Raw genomic sequence first — 20,617 nt, 5'->3', positions numbered from 1 at the left:
CGAACCGGGATGGATGCCATGAACAGACACCTCAATTTTGCACAGCTCGCCACGGGCCTCGCGCTGGCCGCCACCGTGCCCGCCCACGCAGCCCCCGCGCCGGCGCCGGCAGCTGCGGCCCCGGCGCCCGCCCAGGCCGCAGCCGCGGCCCCGGCCAGGACGCCGACAGTACGTTCCCAGCCGGCGGCGCGCTCCCAGCCTGCAATGGGTTGCATCGGCGAGGCTGCACGCCCCGCCACCATGGCGCTCCACATGGGCAAGTCGACCATGCTGCGGCTGCCCGAAAAGGTCGCCCATCGCAGTGTCGGCAATCCCGACATCGTGCAGGCGATGCTGGTGGCACCGGACACCCTGTACATCGCAGGCGTCGATGTGGGGACCACCAACATGATCGTGCAGGGCAAGAGTGGCCTGTGCAGCGTGGTGGATATCGTCGTCGCGATGGACCCGGCCGCGCTGCAGGCGACGCTCGCTGCCGCCATGCCCGACGAGAAGGATATCCGGGTGATGGCCGCCGCCGATTCGCTGGTGTTGACCGGCACCGTCAGCGACGCCGGCGCGATTGCGCGCGCGGTGGAACTGGCCAGCGCCTACGTACGGCGCCCGCTGCGCCAGTTGACAGTCGCGGAAAAGGATACCGGCGGCGTCGTCGGCCTCGGCGGCAACAATACCGGTGGCGGGGGGGCGTCCGCCACGACCCGCGTGGTCAACCTGCTCAATGTCAGCGCGCCACAGCAGGTGCAGCTCGAAGTGAAAATCGCCGAGGTGTCGAAGACGCTGCTCGAACGGCTCGAAACGAACACGACCTTCCGTTTCGGTTCCGGCAGCTGGACGACCGCCCTGGTGTCGAACTTTTTGACTGGCCGGGCCCAGGCGGGCATACAGGCCACCAAGACCAACGGTAACCGGTTCGGGGCGGATGCGGACAAGCAGGACAGCCTGGTGCGCGTGCTGGCCGAGCCGAACGTGCTCGCCATCAGCGGCCAGGAAGGCACCTTCCTCGCGGGCGGCAAGTTCTTTATTCCGGTCGCCCAGGACGACAAGAAGATCGTCCTCGAGGAAAAGGAATTCGGCGTCGGCCTGCGCTTCACCCCGACCGTGCTGGCAGGCGGGCGCATCAACCTGAAGGTGGCCCCGGAAGTGTCCGAACTGTCGCGCGAAGGGGTCGGCGTATCGGCCGCCGGCATCACCGGCACCGCGATCCTGCCCTTGATCACCACGCGCCGCGCCAGCACCACGGTGCAGCTGTACGACGGCCAGAGCTTCGCCATTGGTGGGCTGATCAGGAACAACCTGGTGGCCAACCTGAAAGGCTTGCCGATGCTGGGAGAAGTGCCGATCCTGGGCGCGCTGTTCCGCAGCACCGACTATCAGCAGGACCGCACCGAACTGGTGTTCGTCATCACGGCGCGGCTGGTCAAGCCGATGCCGGGCGCCACCTATTCGCTGCCAACCGACAAGGTAGGCGTGCCGACGCGCGCGGAAGTGCTGCTCGGCGGGCGGCTCGAGGGCACGGCGCCGGCGAGTACTACCGCTGCCGTATCCACCCCGCCGGCCTCGCCGCCCGTCGCGCAGACCGCCGGCGGCTTCGAACTCAAATAGGAGCTTATCGTGACCACGATCCGATTCACTGCATTGGTCCTGCTGGGCGCCTGCCTGCAGGGCTGTGCGCAAACGACCCCGCACTGGGACCAGCAGTTCGGCAGCGCCACGCGCAACAACCTGGCTGCCCAGGTGCTCGACCCGCGCGTCTCGGCGAACCAGAATCCTGCTGTCGGCATCGACGGCCGCGCTGCCAAGGGTGCCCACGACCGCTACCAGCGCAGCTACGAGCAGCGGGAGCCCCAGGCACCGACGCTGGTCATCAATGCCGGCAGCTCCCGATGAGCGCGCCAATCCACTCCTGATCCGAATGCGTCCGCCACGAGGCCCGCCATGAAAGCGCTACTTATCAGCCGCGACAGCCAGCTTTACGCGGAAATCGCCTCCCAGGGCGCCGCGCGCGTGCCGCCGCTGAACCTCGGTGCCGTCCGCGCCAGCATGCGCGAGGCGCTGGACCGGCCCGAGTCCGACAGTCCCCAGCTGGTGATTGTCGATGCCACCGATACCGAGCCCTCCGAAGTGGCGCTGCTCGAACGCCTCGGCCGCCAGTATCCCGAGGCGCACCTGATGCTCCTGACCGCCCAGAACCAGCCCGAGCTCCTGATCCGCGCCATGCGCGCCGGCGTGCGCGAGGTGCTGCAGCTGCCCCTGGTGCACCGCGCCTTCCACGAATCGATGGACCGGATCTCGACCGCTGCCGGCGTCTCGAGCCTGCGCGACGGCAAGGTCCTCGCCTTCATCGCCTGCAAGGGCGGCAGCGGCGCCACCTTCATCTCGACCAATTTCGGCTATGCGCTGGCCACGCTCGCTGCCAAGAAGGTGCTGCTGATCGACCTGCACGGCCAGTTCGGCGACGCAGCACTGTATGTGTCCGACCAGAAGCCAACCATGACCCTGTCGGACGTCTGCGCGCAGATTGCACGCATCGACGGCCCTTTCCTTGAAAATTGCGTGGTGCACGTCACGCCCGGCTTCGGCGTACTGGCCGCCGCCGACGACCCTGCCCATGCCAAGGAAGCCAAGCCGGAACACATCGACACCATCCTGCGGGTAGCGCGCCAGCACTACGATTACGTGCTGCTCGATGTCGGGCGCCAGATCGACGCAGTGTCGCTGCGCGCGCTCGACGTCACCGACACCATTTATCCGGTCCTGCAACTGGCGCTGCCCGACATCCGCGATGCGCGCCGGCTGCTCGATATCTTCCGCTCGCTCGGCTACGTGCTCGACAACATCCGGCTGATCGTGAACCGCTACGAAAAGGGCGGCAAGCTGCGCCTGCAGGACCTGCACGGTGCGCTCGGGTGTGAAGTCGTGCATACCTTCCCCAACGACTACGTTGCCGTGACCGATTCGGTCAACCAGGGCGTGCCGGTGCTGCAGTTGTCGCGCTCGAGCGCCGCCGCGCGCAGCCTGGCCGACATGGTCGAACTCGTGACCACCCGCCGCGTCCAGGAAAGCAAGGGCCTGTTCGACCGCCTGTTCGGGCGCGGCGAGTCCGAAGACTGAACGCCATCACGGACAATACGGAGCCTCCCATGTCCCTACGAGAACGTCTCGCGACCTCTACCCAGGAACGCCAGTCCGGCGCCATCCTGCCGGACACCTCGAACCAGGCCTACCAGGAGCTCAAGAAATCGATGCACCAGATGATCCTGGACCGCATCGACCTCGAGCGCCTCAAGCGCCTCACTGCCGAACAGTTCAAGCACGAGCTGGCGCTGCTGATCCAGCGCATCATCGAGGAAGAGCGCATCGTGCTGAACCAGCACGAGCGCCACAACCTGGTGCTCGACATCCAGCACGAGATGCTCGGCTTCGGCCCGCTCGAGCCCTTGCTGAACGACCCGACCGTGTCGGACATCCTGGTCAACACGGCCAGCAAGGTGTACGTGGAGCGGCGCGGCCGGCTCGAACTCACCGACATCACCTTCCACGACAACGCCCACCTGATGAAGATCATCGAGAAGATCGTCTCGCGCGTGGGCCGGCGGGTGGACGAATCGAGCCCGATGGTCGATGCGCGCCTGCCCGACGGCTCACGCGTCAACGCGATCATCCCGCCGCTGGCGGTCGACGGGCCGCTGCTCTCGATCCGCCGCTTCGGCAGCACGCCGCTGTCGGTACAAAACCTGCTGGACTACAAGAGCCTGACGCAGCCGATGATCCATGTGCTGGAATGCCTCGGCGCCGCCAAGGTGAACATCCTGATCTCCGGCGGCACCGGCAGCGGCAAGACCACGCTGCTGAACCTCATTTCCGGTTTCATCCCGGCCAGCGAGCGCGTGGTGACGATCGAAGACGCCGCCGAACTGCAGCTGCGCCAGCCGCACGTGGTGCGCCTGGAGACGCGCCCGCCGAACATCGAAGGCAAGGGCGAGGTGACCCAGCGCGCCCTGGTGCGCAATGCACTGCGGATGCGGCCTGACCGCATCATCCTTGGCGAGGTGCGCGGCGGCGAGGCACTCGACATGCTGCAGGCGATGAACACCGGCCACGAGGGCTCGCTGGCGACGATCCACTCGAACACGCCGCGCGACGCGCTGTCGCGGTTGGAAAACATGGTCAGCATGGCTGGCGTCAGCCTGACCGCACGCGCGATCCGCCAGCAGATCGTGTCGGCAGTGACGGTTGTGGTGCAGGTCTCGCGCCTGACCGACGGCACCCGCAAGGTGGTCAGCCTGCAGGAAATCACCGGTATGGAAGGCGAGGTCATCTCGATGCAGGAGATTTACCGCTTCGAGCAGAGCGGCGTCGATGCCGACGGCAAGGTACTCGGTAGCTTCAGCGCCACCGGCGTGCGCCCGCGCTTTGCCGACCGCCTGAAGATGTACGGCGTCCCAGTGCCGGACAATGCGTTCGATCCCGACCGCATATTCGATTAACGGAGGACGCATGGACGCGGTGTTCTACGCTTTTGCGGTGTTCCTGTTCGCGGCGGTGATCCTTGCGATCGAAGGCGCCTACCTGTGGTGGATGGGAACCTATGGGGCAGCGGCGCGCCGGGTCGCCCGCCGGTTGCAGGTCATGTCCGGCTCGTCGGGGCGCAGCGGCGAGCGGATCTCGATCCTCAAGCAGCGCCCGTACAGCCGCAACGAGGCATTCGACCGGGTGCTGCACCGGATCCCGCTGGCGCATCGCATCGACGCGCTGCTCGTGCAGGCCGGGTCGAGGACGACGGTGGGGCAGTTTCTGGCCTGGTCGTTCGGCTGCACAGTTGTGGTCGGAATAATGTCGCTCGCGTGGCCATTGCCGGTACCGGCGCGCCTGCTGCTGGCCGTGCTCGGGTCATGCATGCCCTGGTTCCTGGTGCGCCGTGCACGCCAGAGGCGGCTGATCCGCCTCGAGCAGCAGCTGCCCGAGGCGGCCGATTTCATCGCCCGCGCCCTGCGCGCAGGCCATTCGTTCAGCAACGTGCTGCAGATCGTCGGCGCCGAGCTGCCCGAGCCGCTCAGCGGCGAATTCCGCATCGCGCGTGAGGAAATCAATTATGGCGTGCCGATGAACGAGGCGCTGCACGGAATGGCCGCACGGATTCCGCTGACCGACCTGCGCTACTTGATCATCGCGGTGCTGATCCAGCGCGAGTCGGGCGGCAACCTGGCCGAAATCCTGGGAAACATCAGCCAGATCATCCGTGCCCGCCTGAAGCTGGTGGCGCACGTGCGCGTGCTGTCGGCAGAAGGGCGGATGTCGGCCTGGATCCTTGGCCTGCTGCCGTTCGCCGTGATGGGCACGATGATGGTGTCGAGCCCGGAGTACGTCAGCATGCTCTGGACCGATCCGCAGGGCGTCCGCCTGCTCTGGTATGGGCTGGGCATGATCGCCTTCGGATTCGTCTGGCTGCGCAAGATCATTCGTATCCGCATCTGAGGTTCCCATGACGTCATCCCAGCTGATCTTCCTGCTCCTCGTCCTGTGTGTCGTGTTCGGCCTCGCCTGGCTCGGCCTCGTGCTGTTCGCGCCCCTGGCCCTGCGCGAGCGCCTGCGCCGCTTCCTCGGCAGCGCGGCGCCCAGCCAGCTCGATGCCGGCAGCGGCTGGATCGAACGCGTTGCCACGGTCGCCCAGCCCCTGACCAAACTCTCGATCCCCGAAGAAGGATGGGAAAAATCCACCCTGCGCACCCGCTTCATGAATGCGGGCTGGCGCAACCCGTCGGCGCCGACCCTGTACTTCGCTTCCAAGACCGGACTGGCGCTGCTGCTGCCGGCGCTGGCAGCGCCATTTGCTTTCGTCTTCGGCAGCGAACTGCCCGGCGGGCACATGCTGGCGCTGCTGCTGTTGGCGGCGTCGTTCGGCTACTACCTGCCGAACATCGTGCTGGGGCGGATCGTGGCGCGCCGCACCCGCGAGATTTTCGAGACCGTTCCCGATGCGCTCGACCTGCTGACGGTCTGCGTCGAAGCCGGCTTGAGCCTGGAGCGGGCACTGGTCAAGGTGGCCAGCGAGATCCATATCAAGAGCGTGGTGCTGGCGCAGGAACTGCAACTCGTGCTGATGGAGATGCGGGCCGGCTTCAGCAAGGAGAAGGCCTTGCGCAACTTCGCGCTGCGCTCGGGTGTCGAGGACGTGGATACGCTGGTGGCGATGCTGATCCAGTCCGAGCGCTTCGGCACCAGCGTGGGTGATTCGCTGCGCGTGCATTCCGAAAACCTGCGCCACAAACGGCGCGTGCTGGCCGAGGAGCGCGCCGCCAAGATCGGCCTGAAGCTGTTGTTCCCCCTGATTTTCTGCATTTTCCCGACGCTGCTGATGGTGCTGCTCGGTCCCGCCGTGTTGCAGATCGGTCGAACCCTGGGTGCGCTCCCCGGCGCGCACTGAATACGAAGGAGCCTGTGATGCGAATCCCTACCTTGTTCACCCGTCTGTCGCTGCTGTGCGCGGCCTCGAGCCTGCTCGCATGCGCGCCGTTTTCGAGCCGTGGCACCTTCGACGGCGCCATGCCGGCAGCCGACAATGGCTACCTCGCGGGCCGCAATCATCACCTGGCGCGCCGCTATGACGAAGCGCGCGCGGCGTACCAGGCGGTCTTGAAGGCGTCTCCGCAGCACGTCAACGCCCGCAACGGGCTGGCGACGCTACATGCCGAGCAGCGCGACTTTGCCGCCGCGATCGCGCTGTGGCGAGCGCTGACCGAATCGCTGACGCTGGCATCCGGTCCGGGCAAGGCCTACCTGTTCAGCAACCTCGGCCATGCCTACTTCCTGAACGGGGACTACGATAACGCACTCGTCACGCTGGAAAAAGCCTGCCTGCTCGACCCGCTGAACCACCGCTCCTGGCAGTTGCTGGGTGAAACCTTGCGCAAGCTCGGCCAGGAAGAGCGTGCCCAACAAATGCTGAGCCAGGCCGATGCCTTGCGTGCCCACGATTTCCACAAGGACTACGCTGCCGCCGGCAGCCAGACGACCGTCGTGGCAATCGACCGCGCCGTGAAGTCGCCCACCCGCGAGGAACCAGGCTGGAGCCATGCGCAAATACATGTGGGAACCGACGGCATGCTGGAATTGCGGCGTGGCCCGGCACGGTTGCCGATGCCCGGCCCCACTCCGGCCCCGGCGGCACCAGGCGGCCGTGCCCCCGCCTCGGTGGAAATACGCAACGGAAATGGCTTGCAGGGAATGGCACGTACGCTGGCGCGCCAGCTCGGCACGACCGAATGGAAGGTCACGCGCCTGTCCAATGACCAGGGGTTCGGCGTGCACCGTACCCGCATCGAGTACGAAGCGGCCAATCGCGCGATGGCCGAGCGGTTGGCGGCGCGGTTCGGCGAAGTCTCCCTGCAGGAAGTGGCGAACTGCGCGCCTGCCCGGCTGCGGGTGGTCATCGGACGCGACATCGCGCGCCGCGGTTATGCACTGAAGCCGCCGGTGCCGATGCGTGACGTGGCGGCACCCGTACTGGCGGCGAATAATCCCGGTTGAAAAAAGGTCCGGTTGCACGTTTGGTCAGCATCAAACGCATTGATGCGGCGCCCGAGAGAATGGGTTGCCCCGTCTTCTCTTGGGAGCCTGTCATGAATCTTTCCTACCGCCTCTACCTCATCTTCGCCGGCCTGTTGCTAGCGGCACTCACCGCCTGCGCGCCGACCAGCACCCGCCAGGGCACCGGCGAATACATCGACGACACCGTCATCACCAGCCGCGTCAAGGCCGCCTTTGCCGCCGACCCTGATGTCAAGGCGATCGAAGTGCAGGTCGACACCTTCAAGGGGACGGTGCAGCTTAGCGGCTTCGTCGAATCACCGGAGAGCGCCGTGCGGGCAGCGCAGATTGCGCGTGCCGTACCGGGCGTCAAGGAAGTCCGGAACGCCATGGTGCCCAAGGATACGCGCCGTTAGCAGCGCGCGCCGCGAACGGGCCGGCTTATTTCCAGGCCACCCTGCCCATGCCGCTGGTATTGACCTTGCGGGTCGACGGGTTACCGTAGACGGTGGCGGAGCCCATGCCGCTCAGGTCGACCTCGGCGGCACGGCTTGCATGCACGGTCGCGCCGCCCAGGCCGGACATGTCGAGGTCAACTGTGTCGGCACGCAGACCCTGCGCTTCGAGGCTGCCGACGCCTGCCAGCTTCGCGCGCAGTAGCTTGCTTTCGCCGCTGACGCTGATCCGGCCCGCGCCGCGCAGACTCAGCTCGAGGCGTTCAGCGCGCACGCCGTTCAGGGTCATGCCGCCCACGCCGCCCAGGCGCGCATCGATGCTGCGGTAGTTGCTGTTCATCGTCACCGATCCGGCGCCGTCGAGCGCCACGCGGACCGCGTCGCCCGAGAAACCGGTGACCGTCGATGCTCCCACGCCGTGCGATGCGAACTCCGTCAGGTTCGGCACGGTCAGTTCGGCGCGGAGTTTCTCGTGCCGGTCGCCATCGCGCGAGTTGAAGGATTCGGTGCCGATTTCCAGCGTGTCGCCCTGTTGCGAGGTGGTGATGCGCTGCACGTAGCGGCGGTCGCCAGAGACGACCAGCGAAGGGGTATTCCCCTGGCGTAGTACAAGGTCGACCACGCCGCCCAGTTTCACCTTCGTCACCCTGGCATCGACTGTGCGGTTTTCGCGCACGACCTCATCGGCAAGGGCAGGGTGGGCAACCAGGGCGACGGTGGCGGCAACGGTGGCCGCACTCAAGAGCTTTTTCACGTTTGTTCTCCGGGTGGGATGGTGATGGGATCACTATAGGACGCATGCCGGACGCGCCTGGAGCGATTGCGATGAACTGCGCATTCCGCGGTCTGGAGCGTAAAAAACCGTGAACGGCAGTCGTCGCTATTACCTGCGCGGCTCCTCCGATCGACCTATCGCCCAGACATCCCCCAAAGGCGCTACCACGCTGTATGCGCCCTTATTCCAGCGACGTCCAGGGCCAGCTAGTTCGCTGCATATGCACGCACGAGCCCAGCTTCCCCCAACGGCATAGCCGATGTTGCAAATCCGCCGCAATCCACCACATCCCTGGCAGGAATATTCCGTTGACAATTTTTTTACCTAACCCTAATATTCAGACAATGGAGATGGAAACGTTTCCACGTAGCCGGTGAGTTGCTTGAACAACGACTGCATCCTGGATGCATCCCTGAGCGATTGAAGATGAACGAGCGCAGCGCCCGCAGCCTTGCAGCGAGGACATCGGCCCCGGCCGCATGTCCTCTTTGCGCCGCCTGGCCGGGTAGGCCATGCGCAACAGGACGGCCGTGCCGGCCCGTCCGGCGCCAGCCGGCAAGGTGGCGGGGAGGTGTCCAGTTTTAAGAACACAGCATGAAGGCCGGCAGCGTGCAGCCATGGTTGAGCCGGCGACTGGAAGTGGAGACACCGTTGAAGTGGGTGACGGTCAAAATTCAAAAAAAACAGGAGAGCACCATGCATTACCCCAAGGCTAAACAGACATTGATGAGCCTGGCCGTGGCCAGCGCGTGCGCGGCATTCATGCCGGCCCATGCCCAGGAGGCCGCCCCGGTCCCGGACGCCGCGACAGCCACCGACCCGGCATCGGCCCAGGCCCAGGAAGCGACCACACCGTCCTCGCCGGCCGGCGTCCAGACCGTCCTCGTCACCGGACTGCGCGCCAGTCTTGAATCGTCGATGAACCTCAAGCGCAATGCGACCGGCTTCGTCGACGGCATCGTCGCCGAAGACATCGGCAAATTCCCGGATACCAACCTGGCCGAATCGCTGCAGCGCATCAGCGGCGTCTCGATCGACCGCAGCATCGGCGAAGGCTCGAAAGTCACCGTGCGCGGCGTCGGCCCCGACTTGAACCTGGTGCTGCTCAACGGCCGCCAGATGCCGACCTCGAACCTGGGTGACCGCCCGGGCCGCGCTTACGATTTCGCGAACATCGCGTCGGAAGCGGTTTCGCAGCTGCAGGTGTACAAGTCGGCGCGCGCCGAAACCCCGACCGGCGGCATGGGCGCCACCATCAATGTGTTGACCGCGCGTCCGCTGTCGCGTCCGGGCATGCAGGCCAGCGTCGGCGTCAAGGGCGTCTACGACAAATCGGCCGAGAACCTGCCGAACGACGTCCAGCGCGGCGACAAGATTACGCCGGAAATCTCGGGCATCTACAGCAACACCTCTGCCGACGGACGGTTCGGGATCGCCCTGTCCGCGAGCTACCAGGAACGCAACCTGGGCTTCAACCAGGCCGCCGTGTCGAACGGCTGGAAAGGCCCATTCCGCGGCGACGAAAACAACTGGGGCACGATCCCCCAGCCTGGCACGCCGGGTTCCGAGAACATCACCAACCGTCCCGACCCGACCGATGTGTACCAGGTGCCGCAAAACCTGAACTACAACATGAACGGCATCCAGCGCCAGCGCACCAATGGCCAGCTGGTGTTCCAGTTCGCCCCGGTGAAGGAAATCACCACCACCCTCGACTACACCTACTCCGAAAATAAGATCCAGACCCGTCGCAACGACATTTCGGCCTGGTTCAACTTCGGCCCGTCGACCAGCAGCTGGACCGACGGTCCGGTCGCAGCGCCGCTGGTGTACACCGAGATCATCAACCCGGCCGTCAGCGATATCGCCATGGGCGCCGCCGATTTCGCCACCCGCACCCAGAACAAGTCGCTTGGCTTCAATGCGGCATGGCGCGTCAACAGCGACATCCGCCTCGAACTCGATGCCCACAGCTCCACCGCCGAATCGACGCCGGACAGCCCCTTCGGCTCGAGCAACACGCTGGGCACCGCCAGCTTCAGCCGCGGTAACACCAGCGTCGACTTCTCGAAAGACTTCCCGGTACTGAGCATCCAGGGCGCCGACTTTGCGCGCGCGCCGCAGCAGGTGACCGGTTCGGTCTTCGAGAACGGCTATGTGAAGAGTGAGATCAAGCAGCTCCAGACGCATGCGAGCTGGAAGATGTTGGAAGCCTCCGAGCTGAAGTTCGGCCTGGCGACCACCGACGTCGAAAACCGCTCCGCATTCTCGATCCAGCAGCGCGACACCTGGGGCGGCGCCACCGTGCCGTCCGACTATCCGGCCAGCGTCTTCCACCAGGAGAGCCTGCGCCAGTACTTCGACAACATCGACGGCAGCGACAACCCGGCCCTGTTCAACACCTTCTATACCTTCGATTTCGACCAGGTGCGCCAGTTGGCGGCCAAGGCGTCCGGGCGGCCGGAGCTGTACCTGCCGAAGACCACCTGGAACACAGACCAGCGCACCCGCGAGAAGTCGAAGAGCCTCTACCTCCAGTTCAACACCGACTGGAACACGGCACTGCCGATCCATACCTCGTTCGGCGTGCGCTACGAGAAGACCGACGTCACCTCGACCGCGCTGGTGCCGATCGCCACCTCGATCACCTGGGTATCGCAGAATGAATTCCCGGTCACCTTCGGCGAGCCGAACTTCACTACCCTGACCGGCAAGTACCATCACGTCCTGCCGAACTTTGATGCCGATATCGACCTGCGGTCGGACATGAAGGGCCGCTTCAGCTATGGCGAGAGCATCGGCCGTCCGCGCTACGACCAGCTGACTGGCGGCCAGGTGCTGAACAACCTGGCGCGCGTGAACGGCGGCACCGGCACCCAGGGCAACCCGGGCCTGCTGCCCGTGAAATCGAAGAACATCGACCTGGCCTACGAGTGGTACTACGGGAAGTCGAGCTTCGTCTCGCTCGGTCACTTCCGCAAGAGCCTGGAGAACTACGCTGGCCAGTCGAAGCTGGTCGCCCAGCCGTTCAACCTGCGCACGCCGGTCGGTGGCGCTTACTGGAACGCGGCGCTCGCCAATGGTTGCGCCGGTGCGGACACGACCTGCATCCGCAACTACATCTTCCGCAACTTCAACGGCCAGCCTGGCGTCGTGCGTGGCACGGATGACCCGGCGGGCAATGCCACCGGCGTGATCACCGGCCAGGGCAATGACCCGATCGCGAACTTCGAGATCAACACCTACGCCAACCAGAAGGCGGCGCGCCTGCGTGGCCTGGAGTTCAACCTCCAGCACATGTTCGGCAACAGCGGCTTTGGTTTCTCGTCGAACTACACCTATGTCAAATCGAGCCTGAAATACGACAACGCAAGCATCGGCGAACAGTTCGCCCTCCCGGGCCTGAGCAATTCGGCCAACTTTGTCGGCATCTACGAGAACGACAAGTGGAGCGTGCGGGCTGCCTACAACTGGCGTGATGAATTCCTCTCAGGGACTTTCGATGGCGCCGGCCCGAATCCGACCTATGTCGAGGCCTTCGGCCAGTTCGATTTGAGCGTGGGCTTCAACGTCAACCGCAACCTGACCGTGCAGTTCGAGGGCATCAACCTGACCGACGAAATCAAGCGTATCCACGGCCGCAGCGAGCGCCAGTTGCTGTTGGTCGAGCAGTCGGGGCCGCGTTACATGCTGTCGGCGCGCTACAAGTTCTGACCTGGCCGTTTCACTTCGACGGAACGCCTCACCAACAAGGCCGCGGCTCCCGCCGCGGTCCGCCGTGGCCTGTTCTGGGTTAGACTTGCCCCGCATCTTTTTCGGAACCACTTCATGGTGAACACCACCATCCGGCATGTCGTGATCGTAGGCGGGGGTTCGGCCGGCTGGCTGACGGCCGCCGTGCTCGCGTCCAGCCTCCAGCCGGCCGACAAGGGCGGCATCCGCATCACCCTCATCGAATCGCCTGACGTGCCGGCGATCGGCGTCGGCGAAGGCACCTGGCCCACCATGCGCGACACGCTGCGCGCGGCAGGCATCTCCGAGACCGCTTTCTTTCGCGAATGCGACGCCGCCTTCAAGCAGGGCTCGCGTTTCAATCGCTGGGTGACCGGCGACGACAACGACTATTACTTCCATCCCTTCGTGCTGCCCCAGGGTTACGGCGACGCCGACCTCGCCGGGCGCTGGCTCGAACGCCATACGTCCGTGCCCTTCGCCGACCTGGCCAGCTACCAGCCGCACCTGTGCACCCATGGCCGCGCGCCCAAGCAGGCTGCGACGCCCGAATTCGCAGCGGTTGCCAATTACGGCTACCACCTTGATGCCGGCAAGTTCGGGGTCTTCCTGAAGAAGCACTGCCTGGAGCAGCTCGGCGTGCATTACGTGCCGGACCACGTGACCGGCATCCGCTCCGAGGACAACGGCGACATCGCCGCCCTGCATACCAAGGCGCATGGCGAGCTGGCGGGCGACCTGTTCGTGGATTGCACCGGCATGCAGTCGCTGCTGCTCGGGAAGCACTACGACATCCCTTTCCTGTCCCAGCGCGGCATCCTGTTCAACGACAGCGCGCTGGCGGTGCAGGTGCCGTATGCGCGCGAAGATGATCCGATCGCCTCGCAGACCACCTCCACCGCGCAGGACGCCGGCTGGATCTGGGACATCGGCCTGCCGCACCGGCGCGGCATCGGCTACGTGTACTCGAGCGCGCATACCAGCGACGAACACGCCGAGACCGCACTGCGCGCCTACATCCGCGCCACCGGCGGTCCCGACGACATCCCTGCGCCAAGAAAACTGAGCTTCCACCCCGGCTACCGCGAAAAATTCTGGCACCGCAACTGCGTTGCCATCGGTCTGTCGGCCGGTTTCATCGAGCCGCTCGAAGCCTCGGCGCTGGCGCTGGTCGAATTGTCGGCCGCGATGCTGGCCGACGAGATGCCGGTCACGCGCGCGCAGATGGATATCAGCGCCGCCCGCTTCAACGAAACCTTCACCTATCGCTGGGAGCGGGTCATCGATTTCCTCAAGCTGCACTATGTCCTGGGTCGCCGCGAGGGGAGCAGTGACCCCGCCGGCTACTGGCGCGACAACCGCCGCGCGGGGACCATTCCGGGCCGCCTGCAGGACCTGCTGGCGCTGTGGACCCACCGTCCTCCTTCGCGCTACGACTTTAATCGCATCCAGGAGGTGTTCCCGGCGGCGAGTTACCAGTATATTTTGTACGGGATGGGATTCCGCCCCGAACCGGGCCATGCGCGGCGCGACCGCGCCGGCGAGGGCAACGGCGAGATGGCGGATGGTTTCTTCCGCCAGGCGGCCGACCTGACGCGCAAGATGCTACCGGCGCTGCCCGACAACCGCACGCTCATCGCGCACATCGTGCGCCATGGACTGCACAAGCATTAACGACAACCGATAAAGAGACACCGTAATGGCAAACCCTGTACTGCTGAATAACATCGAACACAAACACCTGCGCGTGATCACCCGCCATGGCAAGGGCCTGGGCGACAGCCACCCCTATGTACCGACCTTCGCGGGCGAATTCCGCCTCCTGCAGGCGCATTACCCGATCGTCTTCAGCAAGCCGGCCGAAGACCAGCCATTCGAACCGGTCGCGCTGTTCGGATTCGAGAACGACGAAAACCTGTTCCTGAACGAGAGCGGCTGGGACGCCACCGTCATCCCGCTGCTGGTCGAGCGCCTGCCTTTCCTGATCGGCAAACACGGCGAAGAATTGATGATCCACATCGACCTGGACAGCCCGCGCATCAGCAAGACCGAAGGTGAGCCGCTGTTCCTGGAGCATGGCGGCATGACGCCCTACCTGGAGAACATCAATTCGATGCTGATCACCGTGCACCAGGGGATGGAGTCGAATGCCGGCTTCGTCGAGGCGCTGGTGAAGCACAATCTGCTCGAATCGTTCGCGCTCGATGTGCAGCTCGACGACGGTTCGCAGCACCGCATGACGGGCTTCCACACCATTCATGAAGAAAACCTGAACAAGCTCGATGCTGCGACGCTGGACAGCCTGCACAAGGAAGGTTACCTGGCTGCGATCTACTTCCAGCTGGCGTCCTTGTCGAATTTCCGCGCGCTGATCGACCGCAAAAACGCGAGCAATGCTGCTAAAGGCTAAGCTGCCCGCAGCCCGGGCGATTCGCGAGGTCGCCGGTTTGAGCCCGCGCGATCTCGGCCCCGGGATCCTCGAGGCCACCGAGCCGGTGGTGCTGCGCGGCCTGGTCGCCAGCTGGCCGATGGTGGCTGCCGCGCGCGAATCGCCAGGGGCGGCCGATGCCTACCTGCGCCGCTGGTACCGCGACGCCACCGTCACCGCGATGCTCGGCACGCCCGAGATCGAAGGCCGTTTCTTCTACAACGAAGACCTTAGCGGCTTCAATTTCGCGCCGGTGCGGGTGCGCATCGACAAGGTGCTCGACGAACTCGCACGCTACCGCGATACCGACAAGGCGCCTGCCATCTACGTCGGCTCGACTACGATCGACACCGCGCTGCCGGGCTTTCGCGCCGAGAACGACGTGGATCTTGGTGGACGCGACGCGCTGGCGAGCATCTGGATCGGCAACCGCACCCGCATCGCCGCCCATTACGACCTGCCCGACAACCTCGCCTGCATCGCCGCCGGCCGCCGCCGCTTTACCCTGTTCCCGCCACAGCAGGTAGGGAATTTGTATATCGGCCCGCTCGACTTCACGCCGGCCGGGCAGGCCATCAGCCTGGTCGATTTTCTACAACCCGACCTGGAACGCTTCCCGCGCTTCGCCCAGGCGATGGAGCATGCACTCAGCGCTGACCTGGAGCCGGGCGATGCGCTGTTCATCCCCAGCATGTGGTGGCACCACATCCAGGCGCTGGACGCATTCAACGTGCTGGTCAACTACTGGTGGCGCCGCTCGCCGGAGTACATGGACACGCCCACCAACGCCCTGATGCACGCCCTGATGACCGTGCGCGACCTGCCGCCAGAACAACGCCAGGCCTGGCAGGAGCTGTTCCGCCACTACGTATTCGAAGCGGACGACAGCACGTCCGCCCACATACCGGAAGCTGCACGCCGCATCCTCGGTCCGCTCGACGGCGACGCGGTACGCGGCATCCGCGCCCAACTACTAAAAAGAATGAACCGCTGAGGAGACGCACGTGGACAAGGGATCGAATGGCATGGGGCGGCCGGTACGCCGGGTGGTCATCGCGGGCGGCGGCACCGCCGGCTGGATGGCGGCCGCCTGCATCTCGAAGGTGCTGGGAAAGCAGCTCGACGTCATATTGGTCGAGTCCGACGAAATCGGCACGGTCGGTGTCGGCGAAGCCACCATCCCGACCCTGATGAATTTCCACAACCTGCTCGAGATTAACGAGCAGGAGTTCATGGCCGAGACCAAGGCCACGTTCAAGCTCGGTATCAGTTTCGAAAACTGGCGCAACGTGAACGAGGATTACATCCACTCGTTCGGCCTGACGGGCACCGACCACTGGACCGCCGGCTTCCAGCACTTCTGGCACAAGGGCCGCGAACGCGGACTGGCAGGCGACTATGGCGATTACTGCCTCGAGCTGCGCGCCTCGCAGGAAAACAAGTTCGCCCACCTGCCGCGGGGCGGCATGAACTACGCCTACCACCTCGATGCCAGCGCCTACGCGCGCTACCTGCGCAAGTTCAGCGAGCGCTTTGGCGTGCAGCGCATCGAGGGCAAGATCGTCGACGTGACCACCAGTGCCTTGAGCGGCGATATCCGCTCGATCATGCTCGATTCGGGCGTGGACATCGAGGGTGATTTGTTCATCGACTGCACGGGCTTTCGCGCGCTGCTGATCGGGCAGGCGATGAAGGTCGAGTACCAGGACTGGTCGCAATGGCTGTTCAACGATTGCGCCGCCGCGCTGCAAACCAGCTCCGTCGGCGACGCGGTGCCGCTGACGCGCTCGATCGCCCATCCCTTCGGCTGGCAGTGGCGCATCCCGCTGCAGCACCGCGTGGGTAATGGCATCGTGTTCTCGAGCCGCTACGTGGCGGAAGAGGAGGCGGTACAGGCGCTGATGGGGAACATCGTCGGCGAACCGCTGATGAAGCCGCGCGTCATCAAGTTCACGCCGGGCCAGCGCGAGCAGGTCTGGAAGGGGAATTGCGTGGCCATCGGCCTGTCGAGCGGCTTCCTGGAGCCGATCGAATCGACCAGCATCCACCTGATCCAGCGCAGCATCATCCGCCTGATGCAGATGTTCCCGACCAAAGGCATCGCGCAAACCGACGTCGACGAATACAACAAGCAGTCCTCGCATGAAGTCGAACATATCCGCGACTTCATCATCCTGCACTACAAAGTCAACAATCGCATCGACGCGCCCTACTGGCGGGATGCGCGCAACATGGACGTTCCCGTCTCGCTCCAGCACCGCATCGATTTATTCCGCGAAACCGGCCGAGTGTTCCGCGTGCCGAACGAATTGTTTGCCGAGAATTCGTGGATCCAGGTGATGCTGGGGCAGGGCATCATGCCCTTCCAGCACCACCAGACGGCCGACCTGATGGGAGACGAAGAGCTGTCGCACTTCCTCGGATCGATCAAGGGGCAGATCGACAAGACGGTGGCGGGGCTGCCCTCGCACCAGTCGTATGTCGAGCGTTACTGCTCCGCGCCGAAATAAGACAGGAACATCGATACCGCCGCGTCGATCACCGGCCCGGCCGTACCACCCGTGATCGGGGCGGCGCCCATCGTCACCTGGGGCCAGAAGCCGAAGGCCTTGACCTGGCCCTGCAGGATGGTCGCCGCAAACGCCGGGTCGCCGGTTTTCAGTTTGCCGTCCAGCTGGGCCGCCCGGATCCAGGCCGTCACCCCTTCCTCGCGCTCATTCAGGCGCGCAAAAATCGGCAGCGCGCGCTCGGGCGCGTGGATCGCTTCCGAAATCGCCACCCTCGCCAGCGCAATGAAGTCCGGGTCTTCCAGCGTGCGCATCTTCAGGCGCATCAGTTCCGTCAGCTGCTCGCGCAGTCCGACGTTGCTGCGGTAGGGCAGCTCCAGCAGCTCCGCGCTGGCCTGGAACAGCTGCACGATCGTTTCCGCGAACAGTTCTTCCTTGCTCGGAAAATGGTTGTAGACCGTGCGCTTCGACACGTTGGCCACAAACGCAATCCGGTCCATGCTGGTGGCCTCGAACCCGTTGGCACGGAATTCGGCCGCGGCGGCATTGACGATGGCGTTGCGCTTGAGGTCGGTGAGCCGGGGAGTATGCATGCGTTTATTTTACACCGACCAGTTTACTTTCTCAAAAATAGAAACTACACTGTGTAGTGTACTTTTACGCCTTCTCATGTCAGGTCCACCATGCGCCTCTTGTTTGCCACACTCTTCCTGGGAGTTGTTTCCATCATGACTTACTGCACCCTTGCTTCGGCCGCACCCTCTTTCCCGGCCTCATCCCATTACCAGGACGGTAAATTCCGCAACGCGATCAAGATGCGCGAATACAGCGTCGGCGAAATGGCCAGCCTGTGGTGGAACGCCATGATCAACAAGCCAATCGGCACCACGCCTGCGGGTGCGGTCCCGGTGCGTCCCTTGACGCGCGCGGAATTGCTGGCTGCCCCGGACAAGACCCTGTACCGCCTTGGCCACTCCACCATGCTGGTCAAGTTGAAAGGGGAGTTCTACCTGACCGACCCGGTGTTCTCCGAGCGCGCCTCGCCGGTGCAGTGGGCCGGCCCGAAGCGCTTCCATGCGCCGCCGATCAGCATCGAGGAGCTCCCGCCGATCAAGGCCATCATCCTCTCGCACGACCATTACGACCACCTCGACCATGCCGCGATCAAGGCCCTGGCCGCGAAGACCCAGCACTTCCTCGCGCCGCTGGGCGTGGGCGACCGCCTCATCGACTGGGGCATCGAGCCATCGAAAGTGCGCCAGCTCGACTGGTGGCAGGAAGCGAGCATCGATGGCGTGCGCTTCGTCGCCACGCCGGCCCAGCACTTCTCGGGCCGTACCCTGGGCGACCGCGATACCACCTTGTGGGCATCCTGGGTAATCCTGCACGACGACCTGCGCCTGTTCTTCAGCGGCGACAGCGGCTATTTCAAGGGCTTCAAGGAGATCGGCGAGCGCTTCGGCCCCTTCGATGTCGCCCTGGTCGAAACCGGCGCCTACGACCAGCAGTGGCCCGACGTGCATATGCAGCCTGAAGAAACCCTGCAGGCCTTCCTCGACCTGAAGGGCGGGTGGCTGCTGCCGATCCATAACGGCACCTTCGACCTGGCCCTGCACCGCTGGCAGGACCCGTTCGACCGCATCGCCGCGCTGGCCGCAGCAAAAGGCGTATCGATGACGACGCCGGAAATGGGCGAGCCCCTTAGCCTGAAGGCGCCGCACCCAGGCAACCCTTGGTGGCGCGAGGTCAAATAGCCGCGCTCCGTGGCGTGGGCAGATTCTGTCCACGCGTTCAACCAGTGCCCATGCCGCTCGAACGCAAAGTGCCCACACGAGGTGGGCATTTTTTTACAACTGTCAAAAAATCAGGCGCTTGCCACCGGCTGCTTGTGCAAGTTCACATACTTCACCCCAAAGTACAGGATGAACAAATAGCACACCGCCGGCACCAGGAAGGAGGGCTGCAGCCCGACCGTATCGGCGAACATGCCCTGCACGAAGGGCACCACCGCACCGCCCACGATCGCCATGCACAGAATGCCCGAGCCTTGTCCGGTGAACTTGCCAAGGCCGTGAAGCGCCATGCTGAAAATGGTCGGGAACATGATCGAGTTGCACAGGCCGACCGCGAGGATCGCCCACATCGCCAGCTTGCCTTCTCCAAAAGTCGCCACCAGCACCAGCAGGATCGAGCCGAGCGCATTGAAGGCCAGGGTCTTGCCCGGGCTGACGTAGCGCATCACCGCGAAGCCGATGAAGCGGCCCACCAGCGCGCCGCCCCAGTACAGGCTGACGTATTGCGCCGCGTCCGCGTGGCTCAGGCCCGCGATATGGCCCTCTCCCAGGAAGTTGATCAGGAAGCTGCCGATACTGACCTCCGCACCCACGTACAGGAAGATCGCGACCGCGCCCAGCACCAAGTGGCGATAGGCCATCGCGCCGCCCTTGCCGTCGATGGCCGGCTTGCCGTCATCCGCATGGCTGATCTTCGGCAGTTTCGCTACTGCGAACAGCACCGCGAGGATGGCCAGCGCCGCCGCCAGGCCGAGGTAGGGGCCTTGCACGGTGGCCGCTTCCTGTGCCTTGTAGGCTGCCTGCTCGGCCACCGTCATCGCCGCCAGCTGGTCGGCGCCCAGCGCCACCGTCGACAGGATCAGGATACCGCCCAGCGCTGGCGCCACGGTGGTGCCGAGCGAATTGAAAGCCTGGGTCAGCGTCAGGCGGCTGGATGCCGTGCGCGCCGGCCCGAGCACGGTAACGAAGGGATTGGCCGCGACCTGCAGGATCGTGATGCCGCTGGCGAGCACGAAGAAGGCGAACAGGAACAGGCCATAGCCGCCTTTCGAGGCCGGGTAGAACAGGGCGCAGCCGGCCGCCGCGATCATGAGGCCGGTGACGGCGCCGTTCTGGTAGCCGATCTTCCGGATCAGCGCTCCCGCCGGCAGCGACACGATGAAATAGGCGCCGAAGAAGCAGAACTGCACCAGCATCGCCTGCAGGTAAGTCAGCGTATAGATCGACTTCAGGTGCGGGATCAGGACGTCGTTGAGCGAGGTAAGCAGGCCCCACATGAAGAACAGGATGGTGACGATGACGAGCGCGCCCGTGTGCGGGTTGTGCTCGTTCGCTGTCGCCGGCGCCAGGGGCGGCGACTCGGGTAGTTTCGGTGCTGTGTTCTGCATGGTCTCTCCGTA

At 64.8% G+C, this 20,617-nt stretch carries 17 protein-coding genes; 14 read left to right on the top strand and 3 right to left on the bottom strand.

Annotation, left to right across the window (positions count from 1 at the left end; translation table 11 throughout):
- The first annotated feature begins 18 nt into the window (after positions 1-18).
- From HGB41_RS14335 to HGB41_RS14300, 8 genes are all read left to right on the top strand, one after another.
- A complete protein-coding gene (locus HGB41_RS14335) occupies positions 19-1,602 on the top strand; it encodes a type II and III secretion system protein family protein (RefSeq protein WP_171085492.1) in 1,584 nt (527 codons plus the stop codon).
- A gap of 9 nt (positions 1,603-1,611) precedes the next feature.
- Entirely contained in the window at positions 1,612-1,887 is a 276-nt protein-coding gene (locus HGB41_RS14330) for a hypothetical protein (protein WP_371868522.1), read from the top strand.
- A gap of 48 nt (positions 1,888-1,935) precedes the next feature.
- Complete coding sequence (locus HGB41_RS14325; protein ID WP_171085489.1) at positions 1,936-3,111, top strand: CpaE/TadZ family protein; 1,176 nt, start codon at positions 1,936-1,938, stop codon at positions 3,109-3,111.
- Between the two features lie 29 nt (positions 3,112-3,140).
- Positions 3,141-4,487, top strand: coding sequence for a TadA family conjugal transfer-associated ATPase (locus HGB41_RS14320; RefSeq protein ID WP_171085487.1), 1,347 nt, complete (start codon positions 3,141-3,143; stop codon positions 4,485-4,487).
- A gap of 10 nt (positions 4,488-4,497) precedes the next feature.
- Positions 4,498-5,475, top strand: coding sequence for a type II secretion system F family protein (locus tag HGB41_RS14315; protein ID WP_171085485.1), 978 nt, complete (start codon positions 4,498-4,500; stop codon positions 5,473-5,475).
- 7 nt (positions 5,476-5,482) lie between these two features.
- Positions 5,483-6,424 carry a type II secretion system F family protein gene (locus HGB41_RS14310; RefSeq protein ID WP_171085483.1) on the top strand — a complete coding sequence of 314 codons (942 nt, stop codon included), beginning with the start codon at positions 5,483-5,485 and terminating at the stop codon, positions 6,422-6,424.
- Between the two features lie 17 nt (positions 6,425-6,441).
- Positions 6,442-7,527 (top strand): LytR C-terminal domain-containing protein, encoded by a 1,086-nt coding sequence (locus tag HGB41_RS14305; RefSeq protein ID WP_171085481.1) that lies wholly within the window; start codon positions 6,442-6,444, stop codon positions 7,525-7,527.
- 92 nt (positions 7,528-7,619) lie between these two features.
- Positions 7,620-7,943, top strand: coding sequence for a BON domain-containing protein (locus tag HGB41_RS14300; protein WP_171085479.1), 324 nt, complete (start codon positions 7,620-7,622; stop codon positions 7,941-7,943).
- 25 nt (positions 7,944-7,968) lie between these two features.
- Here HGB41_RS14300 and HGB41_RS14295 read toward each other — a convergent pair whose 3' ends face one another.
- On the bottom strand, positions 7,969-8,736 hold the full coding sequence (locus tag HGB41_RS14295) for a GIN domain-containing protein (RefSeq protein ID WP_371868521.1): 768 nt from the start codon (positions 8,734-8,736) through the stop codon (positions 7,969-7,971).
- Between the two features lie 717 nt (positions 8,737-9,453).
- Here HGB41_RS14295 and HGB41_RS14290 point away from each other — a divergent pair.
- The 5 genes from HGB41_RS14290 to HGB41_RS14270 all read left to right on the top strand — a co-directional run bounded on the left by HGB41_RS14290 (position 9,454) and on the right by HGB41_RS14270 (position 17,427).
- Positions 9,454-12,471 carry a TonB-dependent receptor gene (locus tag HGB41_RS14290; protein ID WP_171085477.1) on the top strand — a complete coding sequence of 1,006 codons (3,018 nt, stop codon included), beginning with the start codon at positions 9,454-9,456 and terminating at the stop codon, positions 12,469-12,471.
- A 114-nt stretch (positions 12,472-12,585) separates the two neighbouring features.
- Positions 12,586-14,163, top strand: a complete 1,578-nt coding sequence (locus tag HGB41_RS14285) for a tryptophan halogenase family protein (RefSeq protein ID WP_171085475.1) — start codon at positions 12,586-12,588, stop codon at positions 14,161-14,163.
- 25 nt (positions 14,164-14,188) lie between these two features.
- A complete protein-coding gene (locus tag HGB41_RS14280; protein WP_171085473.1) occupies positions 14,189-14,899 on the top strand; it encodes a SapC family protein in 711 nt (236 codons plus the stop codon).
- Positions 14,883-15,911, top strand: coding sequence for a cupin-like domain-containing protein (locus HGB41_RS14275; RefSeq protein WP_212760941.1), 1,029 nt, complete (start codon positions 14,883-14,885; stop codon positions 15,909-15,911). Before HGB41_RS14280 ends, HGB41_RS14275 begins: the two co-directional genes overlap by 17 nt.
- Positions 15,912-15,921: 10 nt before the next feature.
- Complete coding sequence (locus HGB41_RS14270) at positions 15,922-17,427, top strand: tryptophan halogenase family protein (RefSeq protein ID WP_371868520.1); 1,506 nt, start codon at positions 15,922-15,924, stop codon at positions 17,425-17,427.
- Here HGB41_RS14270 and HGB41_RS14265 read toward each other — a convergent pair.
- Positions 17,406-18,017 (bottom strand): TetR/AcrR family transcriptional regulator, encoded by a 612-nt coding sequence (locus HGB41_RS14265; protein ID WP_171085470.1) that lies wholly within the window; start codon positions 18,015-18,017, stop codon positions 17,406-17,408. The two genes, HGB41_RS14270 and HGB41_RS14265, sit on opposite strands and share 22 nt — an antisense overlap.
- 135 nt (positions 18,018-18,152) lie before the next feature.
- Between HGB41_RS14265 and HGB41_RS14260 the strand changes: the two genes are divergently transcribed.
- Positions 18,153-19,178: an MBL fold metallo-hydrolase gene (locus HGB41_RS14260; protein WP_212760940.1), complete on the top strand. Its 1,026-nt coding sequence runs from the start codon at positions 18,153-18,155 to the stop codon at positions 19,176-19,178.
- A gap of 110 nt (positions 19,179-19,288) precedes the next feature.
- On the opposite strand, the gene HGB41_RS14255 is transcribed toward HGB41_RS14260, so the two are convergent.
- Positions 19,289-20,605 (bottom strand): sugar MFS transporter, encoded by a 1,317-nt coding sequence (locus tag HGB41_RS14255; protein WP_171085466.1) that lies wholly within the window; start codon positions 20,603-20,605, stop codon positions 19,289-19,291.
- Between the last annotated feature and the right edge of the window lie 12 nt (positions 20,606-20,617).

The sequence above is a fragment of the Telluria aromaticivorans genome, assembly GCF_013003915.1.
GTDB lineage: Bacteria > Pseudomonadota > Gammaproteobacteria > Burkholderiales > Burkholderiaceae_D > Telluria > Telluria aromaticivorans.
Note: the sequence above shows the minus strand (reverse complement) of the source record. Positions and strands in the feature narration are given on the sequence as shown.

Excerpts from the sequence above, each read along its gene's own strand:
- HGB41_RS14335 (WP_171085492.1), top strand. The coding sequence starts at position 19 with ATGAACAGACACCTCAATTTTGCACAGCTCGCCACGGGCCTCGCGCTG.
- HGB41_RS14325 (WP_171085489.1), top strand. The coding sequence starts at position 1,936 with ATGAAAGCGCTACTTATCAGCCGCGACAGCCAGCTTTACGCGGAAATC.
- HGB41_RS14320 (WP_171085487.1), top strand. The coding sequence starts at position 3,141 with ATGTCCCTACGAGAACGTCTCGCGACCTCTACCCAGGAACGCCAGTCC.
- HGB41_RS14315 (WP_171085485.1), top strand. The coding sequence starts at position 4,498 with ATGGACGCGGTGTTCTACGCTTTTGCGGTGTTCCTGTTCGCGGCGGTG.
- HGB41_RS14310 (WP_171085483.1), top strand. The coding sequence starts at position 5,483 with ATGACGTCATCCCAGCTGATCTTCCTGCTCCTCGTCCTGTGTGTCGTG.
- HGB41_RS14305 (WP_171085481.1), top strand. The coding sequence starts at position 6,442 with ATGCGAATCCCTACCTTGTTCACCCGTCTGTCGCTGCTGTGCGCGGCC.
- HGB41_RS14300 (WP_171085479.1), top strand. The coding sequence starts at position 7,620 with ATGAATCTTTCCTACCGCCTCTACCTCATCTTCGCCGGCCTGTTGCTA.
- HGB41_RS14290 (WP_171085477.1), top strand. The coding sequence starts at position 9,454 with ATGCATTACCCCAAGGCTAAACAGACATTGATGAGCCTGGCCGTGGCC.
- HGB41_RS14285 (WP_171085475.1), top strand. The coding sequence starts at position 12,586 with ATGGTGAACACCACCATCCGGCATGTCGTGATCGTAGGCGGGGGTTCG.
- HGB41_RS14280 (WP_171085473.1), top strand. The coding sequence starts at position 14,189 with ATGGCAAACCCTGTACTGCTGAATAACATCGAACACAAACACCTGCGC.
- HGB41_RS14275 (WP_212760941.1), top strand. The coding sequence starts at position 14,883 with ATGCTGCTAAAGGCTAAGCTGCCCGCAGCCCGGGCGATTCGCGAGGTC.
- HGB41_RS14265 (WP_171085470.1), bottom strand. The coding sequence starts at position 18,017 with ATGCATACTCCCCGGCTCACCGACCTCAAGCGCAACGCCATCGTCAAT.
- HGB41_RS14260 (WP_212760940.1), top strand. The coding sequence starts at position 18,153 with ATGACTTACTGCACCCTTGCTTCGGCCGCACCCTCTTTCCCGGCCTCA.
- HGB41_RS14255 (WP_171085466.1), bottom strand. The coding sequence starts at position 20,605 with ATGCAGAACACAGCACCGAAACTACCCGAGTCGCCGCCCCTGGCGCCG.